The sequence below is a fragment of the Kineococcus halophytocola genome (genome assembly GCF_041276425.1).
GTDB lineage: Bacteria > Actinomycetota > Actinomycetes > Actinomycetales > Kineococcaceae > Kineococcus > Kineococcus halophytocola.
The window spans coordinates 46169-60924 of sequence record NZ_JBGFTU010000024.1 but is presented as its reverse complement, the minus strand read 5'-3'; the positions used below and the strand labels follow the sequence as shown (position 1 = coordinate 60924).

Below are 14756 nucleotides of genomic sequence, written 5' to 3'. Positions count from 1 at the left end.
GGCCACGTCTGCTGATCCTGTCCGCTGGGTGGTGATGAACCCGAGCACGTCAGCGGCGGTGACTTCCGCCGGCACCTTCGCGATCACGGTGAAGAAGACCTTCAGGTCGTAGCCGGCGGCCAGGACGCTGTTGGGCCGGCAGCGGGCGGTGAGGAAGTCCAGGTAGGCGTCCAGCCACGGCTCGCCCAGGCGCACCGAGGGCAGGCCAGAGGGCGTCAACCCCTGGGTCAGTCGAAGATCCAGAACGTTCATGGGGTGCCTCCACGCTGAGGACGTCGAGCCCGTCTGGGCTCAGATCGGAGGTTAGCCCCCGATCACCCGCATATCATCGCTCTGCGGGCGGGCCGCGGCGACGTCGTTCACCAGCAGGGGAGCGGTGACGTACCGCTCCGGAGTACCCGGACCCGAGCGGGGCCGGTGGTCGCGGCAGACGTGACGGGGTCCCGAGGGGTTCCCGGCCGGAGCCGGCACGTCGTGGATCCGGGGCTCTCGTGCCTCCCGCCCTCCCGTCGGTGACCAGGGGAGGCGAGCGAGGAGGTCCCCGCAGGTGAGGGGTGCGGGCGACACGGACGGCGTGGGCCGGCACGGTCTTGCTGCGCCGCCACGCCCGTGTCGCGCCGGGGTCCGGCGACGGATCCCGGCGAGGGGCCCCGTCAAGCCCCTGACCTGCGACGACGCAGCTCACCCGGACGGCCGTTGGGCCGTCCGGGTGACATGTCCTCAGATCATGGTCGATCCTGCCGGACACTGGGAGTCACACAGAGAACACTCTGGGCAACAATCCCGGACACAGGACAGGAGACGACGATGCGACTCGGAACGGTGACCTCGGCCCCGGCGGTCCGCACCGCCTCCCGGCTGGACGGCCTCAGCGGCACGGAATCGGTGACCCCGGTCCGCCGCATCACACCCGAGTGGATCGACGAGGACCCGCTCGACGAGCTGACCCAGTCCGACCGCGCCCTGCTCGGCCACCTCTACGGGGCCGGCGAGGACGGCGGCCTCGACGTCAGCTCGGCCCCCGTGGCCTCCCTGGCCCGGGAGATCAACCGCGAACGCGCCAGCGGCATGGTCTCCGACCACCGCGACCTGACGGCCGAGGACCTGCGGCGCATGATCGGCCGGCTGACGTTCACGGCCAAGGAGCCGGTGCCGGTGGAGGTGCAGCTGCGCCTCATGACCATGCTCAACGGCTCCACGCACGGCCGCCTGGACGTCGTGCTCTGAGCGGTCTCTGGGATCGTGGCGGCGTGCGACTCCTCCTCGTCCGTCACGGCCAGACCCGCTCCAACGTCGAGCACCTGCTCGACACCGCCGCCCCCGGGGCCGACCTGAACGACCTCGGGCGCGAGCAGGCCGCCGCCCTGGTCCCCGCGCTGGGCGGGCTGGGCATCGGGGCGCTCACGGCCTCGACCCTCGTGCGCACCCAGCAGACGGCGGCCCCGCTGGCCGCCCACCTCGGCCTCGACGTCGCCGTGACCGACGGCCTGCGCGAGATCGAGGCCGGGCAGGCGGAGATGCGTGGCGACGAGGGGTCCGTCCGGCGCTACCTCGACGTCCTGGCCGCGTGGCTGGAGGGGGACCTGTCCGCGGCCGCCCCCGGCGCCGAGGACGGGCACGCCTTCTTCGCCCGCTACGACGCCGCGGTCGCCCACGCCCTCGCCGCGGCCCGCGCGAGCGGGGTCCAGGCCCTGGCCCTCGTCAGCCACGGCGCCGCCATCCGGGCCTGGGCCGGGGCCCGGGTCCGCAACGTGACGCCCGAGTTCGTCATCGCGACCGGCTTGGGCAACACCGGCGTCGTCGAGCTCGTCGGTTCCCCCGAGCAGGGCTGGACCTGCGAACGGTGGGCGGGGGCCGTCGTGGCCCCCGAGCAGGCCGAGGCCGCCGGCGCCGGAGCGGCCGCCGAACCCGGCCCGGTGTTCTGAGCGTGGGCGCCCCCGCCCCGCAGCCGCCGTACGAGGCCCTGCTGGAACGGGCCCGCGCCCTGACGACGGGTCCCCGGCGCGTCCTGGGCCTGACCGGCCCGCCCGGAGCGGGCAAGTCCACCCTCGCCGCGCGGCTCGTGGCCGACCTCGGGCCCCGGCGGGCCGTCCTGGTGCCCATGGACGGGTTCCACCTCGCCAACCGGGTGCTCGACGCGCTCGGCCGCCGCGACCGCAAGGGCGCCCCGGACACCTTCGACGCGAGCGGGTACGTCGCGCTGCTGCGGCGGCTGCGCCCGGGGGCCGAGGACGGTGCCGAGGACGGTGCCGAGGACGTGGTGCACGCCCCGGAGTTCCGCCGCGACCTGGACGAACCCGTCGGCTCCGCGCTGCCCGTCCCGCGCGAGGTTCCCCTCGTCGTCACCGAGGGGAACTACCTCCTGCTGCGCGAGGGGCCGTGGGCCGCGCTGGAGGGGCTGCTCGACGAGACCTGGTACGTCGCCCCCGACGAGCGGCTGCGGATCGAGCGGCTCGTCGCCCGGCACGAGGAGTTCGGCAGGACGCCCGAGCAGGCCCGCGCGTGGGCGCTGGGCAGCGACGGGGCCAACGCGGCCGTCGTCGCCGCGAGCGCGCACCGGGCCGACCTCCTCGTCGACCCCGGGTGAGGAGGTTCTGCGGAGGGTCCTGGGGGCGAGGGCCCGCGGTGCAACCGGCCGGGCCCGCGCTGCGTCCACTCCCCGGACAACCTGATCCGCCAGACCCACGGGAGGTCACACCGTGAACCGCCGCACCACGCTCGCCCTGACCGCCCTCACCGCGCCCGCGCTCGCTCTCGTCCTGGCCGGCGCCGGCTCGCCCGCCGGCGCCGTGGACGGTGGGCAGGACCCCGGGACCGACACCGCCGTCGCCCGGGCGGTGACCTCGAGCCCGCTCACCGCCGCCGTCCCCGCCGGCTCCTTCACGGTCACCGGTGTCCGCGTCGCGGGGGAGTGGGCCGCCGCCGACCTCGAGCCCACCGACCCCGCCGCGCTCGACCCGGCCACGGCCGTCCTGCGGCTCGAGGGGACGTCCGGGTGGAGCGTGGTCGACCTCGGCACCGCCGGCGTCGGGTGCGACGTCGTGCCCGTCCCGGACCGGGACACCCTCACCCTCAACTGCTGACGCAGGGCTTCGATAACGTCACCGCGTGGCTCTGCGCACCGGACTCCCGACAGCTCGATGGCGGAGCCGGTTGGCGGAGATCGTGGCCGGGGACAGCCCGTCCCCCGAACCGTACGACGACGGCGGGCTCACCCGGCCCGAGGCGCTGGAAGCCCTCGACGCCGTCGTGCGGATGGCCGAGGCCCTGCTGTCGGCGGGGGCCTCGGCGGCCGACGTCACCGCCCTGGCCCTGCGGGCCGCCGCCGGTGCCGGGCTGAAGCACACGCAGGTCGACATCAACTACACCGCCGTCATCGTCTCCACGGCCGGTGCCGACCGCGTCCCGCTGACCTCCGCGCGCGTGGTGAAGGTGCGGGCCAGCGACTACTCCCGGCTCGGGGCGCTGTACGAGCTGGCCCACGAGGCCGGGGACGGGCTGCCGGCCGAGGAGATCAACACCCGCCTCAAGCGGCTGCTGTCCCAGCGCCGCCCCTACCGCCCGTGGATCTCCGCCGGCGGGTCCGTGGGGCTGGCCGCCGCGGTCGCCGTCGCCATCGGCGGGACGTGGGCCGTCGCCGTCTGCGCCGGCCTCGTCACGTGCGTCCTGCAGGTCGTGCTGGCCGCGCTGAACCGCCGGGGCCTGCCCGCCTTCTTCCAGCAGTTCGCCGGCGCCGCCATCGCCACCGCCTTCGCCCTCCTCCTGCTCGTCGTCGGCCCCCACCTGCCCGACTGGGTGGGCACGCTCCCGCCCTCCCTCGTCGTGGGGTCGGGGATCGTCGTGCTGCTGGCCGGGCTGTCCCTCGTGGGGTCGGCCGAGGACGCGATCTCCGGCTTCTACGTGACCGCCGGGGCGCGGGCCTTCGAGACGGTCCTGCTGACGATCGGCCTGGTCCTGGGCATCGCCGCCGTCCTCGACCTCGGCCAGCGCGCCGGCATCACCCTCAGCCTGTCGTTCTCGCAGGGGACCCCCTACCCGCTGCCCGTCCAGGTCGTCGCCGGTGCCGTCGCCGCCTTCACCTGGGCCGTGTCGGGGTACGCCGGGATGCGGGCGGTCCTGCTGGCCGCCCTGGCCGGGGCCACCGCCACCGCCACCGCGGGCACCGCCTCCCTCCTGGGGGCCGGCCCGGTCGCCGCCGCGGGCCTGGCGGCGCTGCTGGTCGGCCTGCTGGCCGAGGGCACGGCCTGGCGCTGGGGCGTGCCGGGGCTGGTCGTCTCCGTGTGCGGGGTCGTCCCGCTGCTGCCCGGTCTGGCGATCTACCGGGCCATCTTCAGCATCGTCGGCGGTGGCACCTCGGCGGGCCTGGCCCAGCTCGTCACCGCCTTCGGCACCGCCCTCGCGCTCGCGGCGGGCGTCACGCTGGGGGAGTTCTGCTCCCAGCCCCTGCGCCGGGAGTTCGACCGGATCGAGCAGCGGGTCCGGCGACGTGCCCTCAGCCGGCGGTTCTGAGCCGCGTGGTCAGCTCCGGCACCAGCTCGGCCAGCCGGGCGTCGTTGGCCGCCTCGACGTCCTCGTCGTACGGGGTGGCCGCCACGAGCAGCTCCTCGGCCCCGGTGCGCTCCAGCAGCTCCTGCAGGCGCCGGCGCACCTGCGGCGCGGTCCCGGCGACCGCCTCGCCCAGGTACCGCTCGACGTCGGCGCGCTCGCGGCCGGTCAGCCCCCTCGAGCCGACCGCCGCGGCCGCCTCCTGCGGGGTGGGCAGCGGGCCGAACTCCCCGCGGCTGCGGACCCGGGCCAGCGCCACCGCCTGCGGCAGCAGCTCCCGGCGCGCGGCCTCCTCGTCGTCGGCGACGACGACGTCCAGCAGCAGGCTCACCCGGCCCCCGGGGTGCTCGTCGCGGTAGCGCCGCACCGGCTCCACGTCCCGCAGCAGGCGACCGCCCACCACGACGGGCAGACCCAGCCGCGCTGCCGTCGCCAGCCCGGCCCCCGTGGCCAGCAGCCACACCGGCGGCGCCGGCACCCGCGGGCGCAGGGTCACCGGACCCCGCCCGTGCAGCCAGTCCAGCAGCTCGACCAGCCGCTCCTCGGCGTCCTCACCCGTCTGCGCGCCCAGGGCGCGGCGGACCGGGGCGGTGAAGCCGAGCGAGCGCCCCACGCCGATCTCCAGGCGCCCGGGGTGCAGCGCCGCCAGCACGGCCAGCTGCTCGGCCACCACGAACGGGCGGTGGTTGGGCAGCATCACCCCGGCCGTGCCCACCCGCAGCCGGGTCGTGGCCGCCGCCACGGCCGCCAGCAGGACCGTCGGGGCCGGGCCCACGACCCCCGGCACCGCGTGGTGCTCGGCGAGCCAGAACCCGTGCACCCCGGCGGCCTCGGCGCGCCGGGCCCGCGCGAGGGTGGCCCGCAGCGCGTCGGCGTCCCCCTGGCCCGAACGGGTGCGCGAGCGGTCCAGGATCGACAGCGCGGGAGCGGTCGGCACCGGGTCAGCACACCACGCGAGGGCCGTGTCCGAGGGGTCGGGTAGGAAGGTCCCGTGCTCCACGTCCACCGTTCCCAGAGCGCGACGGCCCTCCTCGCGGGCCTGGCCGACGTCCTGCGGACCCCCGCCGCCGGCGCCGACCCCTTCGCCCCCGACGTCCTCGCCGTCGGTGCCCGGGGCACCGAACGCTGGATCGCCCAGCGCCTGGCCCACCACCTCGGCGCCGCCGACGGCGCCGAGGACGGCATCTGCGCGCGCGTGGACTTCTCCTCCCCGGCCCGGCTGCTCGACGCGGTGGTGGCCGACGTCGTCGGCCGGCGGCACCCCGCGGCCGCCGGCGCGGTCGAGCGCTGGGCCCCGGAGGCCCTGACCTGGGACGTGCTGGAGGTCCTCGACGAGATCGCCCCCGCCGACGGGCGCCCGGCGGGCCCGGGGCGGCCGGAGTTCGCGGTCCTGCGCCACCACCTGCGCGCCGTCCCCGGCGAGGACGTGCCCCGCGTCCGCCGCACGGCCGCCGCGACCCGCCTGGCGGGCCTGTTCGCCCGCTACGGCGCCGCCCGCCCCGGGCTGCTGGTCGACTGGGCCGCCGGCGGGTCCGACGTCCCGGCGGACCTGCGCTGGCAGCCCGAGACGTTCCGGGCCGTGCGCGAGCACGTCGGCCTGCCCGCCCCGGCCGAGCTGCTGGACGACGTGTGCGCCGCCCTGCGCACCGACCCGGCCCTGACCCCGCTGGGGGAGCGGTTCGCCGTCGTCGCCCTCACGCGGCTGGCCGAGTCCCGCCTGCGGGTGCTGGCCGCGCTGGCCGCCCACCGCGAGGTCCACCTGTTCCTGCAGCACCCCAGCCCCGCGCTGTGGGCCGCGGCGCAGCCACCGGTGAGCCTGCGCCGCGCCGGGCAGGGCTGGGGCACGGGGGGGCACCCGCTGCTGCTGTCCCTGGCCCGCGACGTGCGCGAGCTGCAGGCCCGGCTGCTCCACGCGGTGCCCGACCTGCACGACGTCCACCACCCCGCCCCCGCGCCACGGCCCACGCTGCTGGGGCGGTTGCAGGCGGCGCTCGCCGCCGACGAGGTCCCCGCGCCGGCCCCGGACCCGGACCCGGCCGACCGCTCGGTGCAGGTCCACGCCTGCCACGGCCGGGCCCGCCAGGTGGAGGTGCTGCGCGAGGTCGTCCTCGGCCTGCTGCAGGACGACCCGACGCTGCAGCCGCGCGACGTGATCGTCGTGTGCCCCGACGTGGAGACGTACGCCCCGCTGGTGCAGGCCGTCTTCTCCACCGACTCCCACCCCGGGGGCCGCCTGCGCGTGCAGGTCGCCGACCGCTCGGCCCTGCAGACCAACCCGCTGCTCGCCCTGGCCGCCCGGCTGCTCGTGCTGGCCCAGAGCCGGCTGACGGCCACCGAGGTCCTCGACCTGGCCGGCACCGCCGCCGTCCGCCGCCGCTTCGACCTCGACGAGGAGGACCTCGAGCAGGTCCGGGAGTGGACCGTGGACGCCGGGGTGCACTGGGGCCTGTCGGCCGCGCACCGCAGCGCCTGGTCCCTCGGGGACGTGGCCCAGGGGTCGTGGCGGGCCGGGCTGGACCGGTTGCTCGTCGGCGTCGCCGTCGGCGGCGGGCAGGAGGAGCTGCTGGGGGACGCGACGTCGGGGGTCGTCCCGCTGGTGGACGTGGAGTCCTCCCGCGTCGACCTCGCCGGCCGCCTCGCCGAACTGCTCGACCGCCTCGAGGCGGCCGTGGGCCGGCTGTCCGGGCGGCACGGCGTCGCCGCCTGGTGCCAGGCGCTGCTCGACGCCGTCCTCGACCTCGCCGACGTCCCCGCCGACGGGGCGTGGCAGCTGGTGCAGCTGCGCCGCGAGCTCGGGGAGCTGGCCCAGGACGCCGCCCGCGCCGGCACCGCCGAGGTGGGGCTGGCCGACGTGGCCGCCCTGGTCGCCGAACGGTTCGCGGGCCGGCCCCAGCGGGCGAACTTCCGCACCGGTGCGCTCACGGTCTGCACCCTGACGCCGATGCGGTCGGTGCCGCACCGCGTCGTGTGCCTGCTGGGCATGGACGACGGCGCCTTCCCCCGGGTCGGCGCCCCCGACGCCGACGACGTCCTGGCCCGCGACCCGCACCTGGGCGACCGCGACCCCCGCAGCGAGGACCGCCAGGTGCTGCTCGACACCGTCTGCTCGACGCGGGACACCCTCGTCGTCACCTACTCCGGCCGCGACGTGCGCACCGGCGCGCGGATGCCCCCGGCCGTGCCCGTCGGGGAACTGCTCGACGCCCTCGAGGCCGCCCACCCCGGGGTGCGCGAGCGCGTCGTCGTCGAGCACCCGCTGCAGCCGACCGACCCGCGGAACTTCGCCGACGGCGCCCTGGGGCGGCCCGGCGCGTTCAGCCACGACCGCAGCGCCCACGCCGGTGCCGCCGCGGGCACGGCCGAACCGGCTGCACCGCCACCGTTCCTGACCTCCGGGCTGCCCCCGGCCCCCGTGACCGACCTCGACCTGGACCAGCTCGTGCAGTTCTTCCAGCACCCCGCCAAGGGGTTCTGGCGCCAGCGCCTGGACGTGGCGACGTCGACCCGCGAGGAGGAACCGGCCGACGCGCTGCCCGTCGAGCTCGACGCCCTGGCCACCTGGGCGGTCGGGGACCGGGCGCTGGCGGCCCGGCTGCGGGGGGCCGGGGCGGGGGAGGTCGTCCGGCTGGAGACCGCCCGCGGCGGGCTGCCCCCCGGGCCGCTGGGCACCGCGGTGCTGAGCGAGGTCGGGCCGGTGGTCGACCGGATCGCCGCGGTGGCCGCCGAGTTCGACCCCGGGTTCGACCCCGGGTTCGACCCCGGGGCCGGTGGCGGGTCACCGCGCAGCGTCGACGTCGAGCTCGACCTCGACGTGCCCGGGGCCGGGCCGGTGCGCCTGACGGGCAACGTCCGCGGCGTCCGCCCCGTCCGTCCCGGGGGCCGCGCCACCGGTGACGTCGCCGTCACCACCGTCTACTCCCGGGTCAAGGCCAAGCAGACGGTGCGGGCCTGGCTGGAACTGCTGGCCCTGTCCGCCGCCCACCCGGGCACGCAGTTCCGCACCGTCGTCGTCGGCCGCGGCGGGCGGGGCAGCGTGGCCCTGCTGACGCTCGGGCCGGTGCCGTCCGACGTCGTCCGCGGGCTGCTCACCGACCTGCTGCAGCTGCGGGCCGCGGGGTTGTGCGCGCCCCTGCCGCTGCCCGTGGACACCGCGATGGCCTACGCGCAGGCGGCGTGGGCCGGGCGCCCGCCCGCCGCCTGCCGCCGCGCGGCGACGGGGGCGTGGACCTCGGACTGGTCCTACCCCAAGGAGGACGCCGACGAGGAGAACGTCAGCGTCTGGGGGGCCCGCTCGCCGGTCGACGTCCTGCTCGACTGGGCCCCGCCCGCGGGCTGGCCGCCGGGGGCACCGACGACGTTCGACGCTGCGGTGCAACGGTTCTGGGAACCCCTCCTCGGTGCCTACCGGATGGACGAGCGGTGAGCGCGCACGCGGTGGGTACGCACTTCGAGGTGACCGGCCCGCTGCCGACCGGCACCACGGTCCTGGAGGCCAGCGCCGGCACGGGCAAGACGTGGACGATCGCCGGGCTGGTCACCCGCTACGTGGCCGAGGGGGTCGCCACGGTCGACGAACTGCTCGTGGTGACCTTCGGGCGGGCCGCGACGGCCGAGCTGCGCGACCGCGTGCGCGAACGCCTCCTCAGCACCCGCGCCGCGCTGGCCGACCCGGTGGCGGCGGCCACCTCCTCCGACGCCGTCGTGCGCCACCTCGCGGCGGCCGACGCGGCCGATGTCGAACGCCGCCGGGCGCGGCTGTCGGCGGCGCTGGCCGGTTTCGACGCCGCCACCGTCGCGACCATCCACGAGTTCTGCCGGCAGGTCCTGGCCAGCCTGGGCACGGCCGCCGACGTCGACCCGACCGCGACGCTCGTCGAGGACGTCGACGACCTCGTCGAGGAGGTCTGCGACGACCTGTACGTGCGCTTCGCCGTCCGCCCCGGCGGCCGGCCGCCCCCGTTCCCGCGGGCCGTGGCGCTGCGGATCGCCCGCGAGGCGGTGGCCCGCCCGGAGGCGCGCATCGAACCGCGCGGGGCCCTCCCGCAGACCCCGGAGGACCTGCGCGTCCGGTTCGCCGAGGGCGTGCGGCGCGAGGTGGCCGCCCGCAAGCGGTCCCGCCGGGTCCTGGGCTTCGACGACCTGCTGGGCCGGCTGCGGGACGCGCTGAGCGACGACGTCGCCGGGCCCACGGCGTGCGAGCGGTTGCAGCGCAGGTACTCCGTCGTCCTCGTCGACGAGTTCCAGGACACCGACGCGGTGCAGTGGGAGGTCCTGCGCGCCGCCTTCCACGGCCGCTGCCCCCTCGTCCTCATCGGCGACCCCAAGCAGGCCATCTACGCCTTCCGCGGCGCGGACGTGAACAGCTACCTCGAGGCCGTCGGTGTCGCGGACGCGACCGCGACGCTGGGCACGAACTTCCGCAGCGACCCCGCCGTCCTGGCCGGGACGGCGGCGCTGCTGCGCGGGGCGGCCCTGGGCGACGAGCGGATCGTCGTGCACCCCGTGCAGGCCCACCACCGCACCGCGGCCCTCCGGGGCGCCGGCGGCCCGGACCCCTCGCCGGTGCGGCTGCGGGTGCTGCCCCGCGACGGGCTGCCCGTCACCACCCGCACGGGCGTGCCGGCCGTCGCCGACGTGCGCGCCGCGGTCGCGCGCGACACCGCCGAGCAGGTCGTCGCGGTCCTGTCCGAGGGGCTGCGGGTGCACCCGCACCGGGACACCGGCGGGGCGGGGGCCGAGCGGGACCTGGCCGCCGGGGACGTCGCCGTGCTCGTGCGCACCCAGGCCCAGGCCCAGCTCGTGCAGGAGGAGCTGCGCCGCCGCGGGGTGCCCTGCGTGCTCTCGCGCGGGCCCAGCGTCTTCTCCACCCCCGCCGCGCGGGAGTGGCTGTGGCTGCTGGAGGCCGTGGAGCAACCCCACCGGGCGGCGCGGGTGCGGCGCACGGCGCTGTCGTCCTTCGTGGGCTGGAGCGCGGCCGAGCTCGACGCCCGCGGCGACCACGCCACCGACGAGGTGTCCGTCGCGCTGCGCGGCTGGGGCACCGTCCTGGCCGAGTGCGGGGTCTCGGCGATGTTCGCCGCCGTCAACGAGGAGCGGGACCTGCCGAGCCGGCTGCTCGGCGTCGAGGGCGGCGAGCGCCGGCTGACCGACCTGCGGCACATCGCCGAGGTGCTGCACGCCGAGTCCGCCCGCGACCCCGGCGGGGGCGTGTCCAGCCTGCTGTCGTGGTTGCGCGCCCGGGTCGAGGACGCGGCCGGGGACGGTGACCGGGAGCGGTCCCGGCGGCTGGACACCGACCGCCAGGCCGTGCAGATCGCCACCGTCCACACGAGCAAGGGCCTGGAGTACGAGGTCGTCTGCGTCCCCTTCGGCTGGGACGCCCCCGGCGGCGGCTCCCAGGACCGGTTGCCGGTGGCGCACGCCCCCGACGGCCGGCGCGCGCTGCACGTCGGCGGTCCCGCCGCCCCCGGGTACGACGCGCACTGCCGGGCCGCGGACACCGAGGACCTGGGGGAGGAGCTGCGGCTGCTGTACGTCGCGCTGACCCGGGCGGTCTCCCGGCTGCTGGTCTGGTGGGCGCCGGCCACGACCACCCAGCGCGGTGCGCTGCACCGGCTCCTGTTCACCGACGACGTCCGGGCGGTGCCGCCGAAGCTGCCGCTGCCCACCGACGAGGCCGTGCGCGCGCGGCTGGAGGCGCTGTTCGCGCCCGGGGGCCCGGTCGCGGTGGAGGGCGTGCCGGCCCGGTCGACGCCGCGGCGCTGGTCCGGGCCGGTGCCGGCCCCGGCCGGGCTGCTCCTGGCCCGCTTCACCGCCGAGGTGGACCTCGGCTGGCGGCGCACCTCGTACTCGGGTCTGACCCGCGGCGTCCACGAGGCCCACCAGCCGGGCCGGGCCGTGCTGTCCGACCCGGAGGTCGACGTCCGCTCCGACGAGGTCGACGTCCAGGAGGTCGGCGCGGAGGCGGCCGGCCCGGCGGGCCCGGACGGCGCGGACGACCCGCAGGGCTGGCGGTCGGTGCCGTCCCCGCTGGCCGACCTGCCCGCCGGGACCGGTTTCGGCACGCTCGTGCACGCCGTGCTCGAAGGGTTCGACCCGGCCGTGCCGGACCGGGCGGCCCACCTGGCGGCCCTGGCCCGCGAGCAGTTCGCCGCGCCGCTGGCCGAACCGCTGGCCGCGGCCCTCGACCCGGTCCTGCGCACGGGGCTGGGTCCGCTGGCCCGGGGGCGCTCGCTGCAGGACTTCGCCGTCGCCGACCGGCTGGCCGAGCTGGACTTCGAGCTGCCGCTGGCCGGGGGCGACGCGGCCGGGACGGGGGCGGGGGGCCGGGTCGGGGACCTGGCCGTCCTGCTGCGCCGGCACCTGCCCGCGACCGACCCGGTGCACGCCTACGCCGACCAGCTCACCGAACCGGTCCTGGCGGCCGAGGGGCTGCGGGGGTACCTGACCGGGTCGATCGACGCCGTGCTGCGCTGCGGGTCGCGCTTCCTCGTCGTGGACTACAAGACCAACCGGCTCGCCGGCCCGGGGGAGGAGCTGACCGCCTGGCACTACCGGCGCGAGGCCCTCGACGAGGCCGTGCTCGCGGCCCACTACCCGCTGCAGGCGCTGCTCTACAGCGTGGCGCTGCACCGGTTCCTGCGGTGGCGGCTGCCCGGGTACGACCCGGCCGGGCACCTGGGGGGATCGCTGTACCTGTTCCTGCGCGGCATGGGCGGCCCCGACGTCGCCCCCGGCCCGGACGGGACACCCCCCGGGGTCTGGTCCTGGCACCCGCCCGCCGCGCTCGTCGTGGCCACCTCCGACCTGCTCGCCGGGAGGACCCCGTGACCACCACCACCACCGTCACCGCCGCTGCGACGGGCGCGCCGGAGCCGGACCGGTCGGCGGCGCTGGCCCGCACCGCCACGGGTCTGCTGCGGGAGGTCAACGAGCTGGGCCTGCTGCACGCCGCCGACGTCCACGTCGCCCGGCGGCTGGGGGCGGTCACGGGCGAGGACGACGAGCGCGTCCTGCTGGCCGTCGCCCTGGCCGTGCGCGCCGTGCGGCACGGCTCGGTCGTGCTGCAGCTGTCCGCGGTGGGCGACCTCGTGCCCGAGGACCCCGACGACTCCGGGGCGGTGGAGCCGGTGGCCGTGCCCTGGCCCGAACCGCTCGCCTGGCGCGAGGCCGTGCGCGCCAGCCCGCTGACGGTCGAGCACGCCCCGGGGGAGGACACCGGCGACGCCGCCCCGACGGCCCCCCTGCACCTGGTGGGCGACCGGCTCTGGCTGGACCGGTACTGGCGCCAGGAGCTGGCCGTGGCCCGGGACCTGCGCGAGCGCAGCCGGGGGGTGGCCCCGTTCGCGGCCGCCACGGTCGACGCGGTGCTGGACCGGCTGTGGCCCGGGGACCCCGCCGACGACCAGCGCGCCGCGGCCGCGGTGTGCCTCGCGCACGGGGTCTCGGTGCTGGCCGGCGGTCCGGGCACCGGCAAGACGACGACGGTGGCCCGGCTGCTGGCCGCCGTGCACGCCCTGTCCGACGGCGCCCCGCGGGTGGCGCTGGCCGCACCGACGGGCAAGGCCGCCGCGCGCCTGACCGAAGCCGTGGTCTCCGCGGCCGGGGAGGACGTGTTCACCGACGCCGAGCGCGCCTTCCTGCGCGCCGCCTCCGCCTCGACGCTGCACCGGCTCCTGGGCCTGCGGCCGGGGTCGGTCCGGGCCCGGTTCGACGCCGAGCACCGCCTGCCGCACGACGTCGTCATCGTCGACGAGGCCTCGATGGTGGGGCTGGGGGTCATGGCGCGGTTGCTGTCGGCCCTGCGCCCGGGGGCCCGGCTCGTCCTCGTGGGCGACCCCCAGCAGCTGGCCTCCGTGGAGGTCGGGGCGGTCCTGGCCGACCTGGTGGCCCCGGCGGCCACCGCCCCGCACGGGGTGGCGCGCCTGCGGCGGACCCACCGCTACGGCGGGACCATCGCCGACCTGGCCCAGGCGGTGCGCGAGGAGCGCGCCGACGACGTCGTGGGCCTGCTGCGGGCCGGTGGCCCGGACGTGGAGTTCCTCGAGGTCCCCGACGCCGAGCTCGTGGCCGGGGCCGCGCTCGACGTGGTCCGCGCCGACGTGCTGGACCGCTCCCGCGCGGTGGTGCGGGCCGCCCGCGCCGGGGACGCCGCGGCGGCGCTGGCGGCCCTGGACACCCACCGGCTGCTGTGCGCGCACCGGCGCGGCACGCGGGGGGTGGCCCACTGGAGCGCGCTGGCCCAGCGCTGGGCGGTGGAGGAGCTCGGCGTGCTGCCGCGACCGGACGGCCGCTACGTCGGGCTGCCCGTCATCGTCACGGCCAACGACCCCGCCGTCGGGGTCTTCAACGGCGACACCGGGGTCGTCCTGGAGGAGGACGGGGTGCTCCTGGCCGCCCTCGGACGCGGGTCCGGCCCGCTGCGGGTGCCGCTGGCCCGGCTGGCCGCGGTGGAGCCGGTGCACGCGATGACGGTGCACCGCAGCCAGGGGTCGCAGTTCGAGACGGTGACGGTGGTCGCGGCGCCCCAGAGCTCTCCGCTGGCCACGCGCGAGATGTTCTACACGGCCCTGACCCGGGCCCGCAGCCGGGTGCGGGTCGTCGGCTCGGCCGAGGCGGTGGCCGCCGCGGTCGCGCGGCCGGTGGCCCGGGCGACGGGCCTGGCCGAACGGCTCAGCGGCTGAGCAGGTCGGCCACCAGCGGGCCCAGCACCGGCGGGGCCCCCTCCGGCAGGGCGGCCGCGGCGGCGCGGGCGTAGGCCCCGGCGTCCTTGGTCAGGCCCCGGGGCAGCGCCCGGACGAACGCGGGCCACCGCGCCAGGCAGGTCTCCAGGTCCCCGGGCAGGACGTGCACGGGCACCCCGGTCAGCTCCGCGCGCACCCGCAGGCTGTCCTGGCGCGCCCGGTGCCCGGCCCCGGGACCGTCGTCGCCGTCGAGGACGACGTCCACGGCCGTGCCCAGGGCCCCGGCCAGGGCCGCGGCCAGCGGCAGCAGGTGCTTGCCGCCCGCGGCCACCACCGGCACCCGCCCGCCCAGCAGCACCCCGAGGACGGCGACGTCGGTCGGGCCCTCGACCAGGACCACCCGCGCCCGGCCGCTCACCTGCAGCACGAAGCCCGCCGGCAGTGCGGTGCGCACCAGCCGGCGGGCTCGGTTCGTGCTGGTCTCCAGGGTGGTGGCGACGCGCGCCACCACGTCCTCGGGGACCACGG

At 77.8% G+C, this 14756-nt stretch carries 10 protein-coding genes and 1 pseudogene; 8 read left to right on the top strand and 3 right to left on the bottom strand.

Annotated features, from left to right (window positions below; all coding sequences use genetic code 11):
* Nucleotides 1-252 (bottom strand): annotated as a pseudogene (locus AB2L27_RS17725) (tyrosine-type recombinase/integrase); the annotation flags it as partial.
* Between the two features lie 555 nt (nt 253-807).
* Here AB2L27_RS17725 and AB2L27_RS17720 point away from each other — a divergent pair.
* The 5 genes from AB2L27_RS17720 (at nt 808) to AB2L27_RS17700 (ending at nt 4509) form a co-directional block, all read left to right on the top strand.
* Nucleotides 808-1227 carry a hypothetical protein gene (locus AB2L27_RS17720; protein ID WP_370442820.1) on the top strand — a complete coding sequence of 140 codons (420 nt, stop codon included), beginning with the start codon at nt 808-810 and terminating at the stop codon, nt 1225-1227.
* Nucleotides 1228-1250: 23 nt separating this feature from the next.
* Complete coding sequence (locus AB2L27_RS17715) at nt 1251-1925, top strand: histidine phosphatase family protein (protein WP_370442819.1); 675 nt, start codon at nt 1251-1253, stop codon at nt 1923-1925.
* 2 nt (nt 1926-1927) lie between these two features.
* Entirely contained in the window at nt 1928-2587 is a 660-nt protein-coding gene (locus AB2L27_RS17710; RefSeq protein ID WP_370442818.1) for a nucleoside/nucleotide kinase family protein, read from the top strand.
* Nucleotides 2588-2699: 112 nt separating this feature from the next.
* Nucleotides 2700-3083, top strand: coding sequence for a hypothetical protein (locus AB2L27_RS17705; protein WP_370442817.1), 384 nt, complete (start codon nt 2700-2702; stop codon nt 3081-3083).
* Between the two features lie 70 nt (nt 3084-3153).
* The gene (locus AB2L27_RS17700) at nt 3154-4509 is read left to right on the top strand and encodes a threonine/serine exporter family protein (RefSeq protein ID WP_370442816.1); all 1356 of its coding nucleotides are present in this window, start codon (nt 3154-3156) and stop codon (nt 4507-4509) included.
* On the opposite strand, the gene AB2L27_RS17695 is transcribed toward AB2L27_RS17700, so the two are convergent.
* Nucleotides 4493-5482 (bottom strand): MsnO8 family LLM class oxidoreductase, encoded by a 990-nt coding sequence (locus tag AB2L27_RS17695; protein WP_370442815.1) that lies wholly within the window; start codon nt 5480-5482, stop codon nt 4493-4495. The genes AB2L27_RS17700 and AB2L27_RS17695 overlap by 17 nt on opposite strands.
* A gap of 54 nt (nt 5483-5536) precedes the next feature.
* On the opposite strand from AB2L27_RS17695, the gene recC reads away from it, so the two are divergent.
* From recC to recD, 3 genes are read left to right on the top strand one after another with little or no spacing between them, the layout of a single operon-like run.
* Entirely contained in the window at nt 5537-8968 is a 3432-nt protein-coding gene (gene recC, locus AB2L27_RS17690) for an exodeoxyribonuclease V subunit gamma (RefSeq protein WP_370442814.1), read from the top strand.
* Nucleotides 8965-12375 (top strand): UvrD-helicase domain-containing protein, encoded by a 3411-nt coding sequence (locus AB2L27_RS17685; protein WP_370442813.1) that lies wholly within the window; start codon nt 8965-8967, stop codon nt 12373-12375. Before recC ends, AB2L27_RS17685 begins: the two co-directional genes overlap by 4 nt.
* Entirely contained in the window at nt 12372-14228 is a 1857-nt protein-coding gene (gene recD / locus AB2L27_RS17680; protein WP_370442812.1) for an exodeoxyribonuclease V subunit alpha, read from the top strand. The genes AB2L27_RS17685 and recD overlap by 4 nt, the downstream gene beginning before the upstream one ends.
* Here recD and AB2L27_RS17675 read toward each other — a convergent pair.
* The gene (locus AB2L27_RS17675) at nt 14218-14754 is read right to left on the bottom strand and encodes a toprim domain-containing protein (protein ID WP_370442811.1); all 537 of its coding nucleotides are present in this window, start codon (nt 14752-14754) and stop codon (nt 14218-14220) included. The genes recD and AB2L27_RS17675 overlap by 11 nt on opposite strands.
* Between the last annotated feature and the right edge of the window lie 2 nt (nt 14755-14756).

Excerpts from the sequence above, each read along its gene's own strand:
- AB2L27_RS17720 (WP_370442820.1), top strand. The coding sequence starts at position 808 with ATGCGACTCGGAACGGTGACCTCGGCCCCGGCGGTCCGCACCGCCTCC.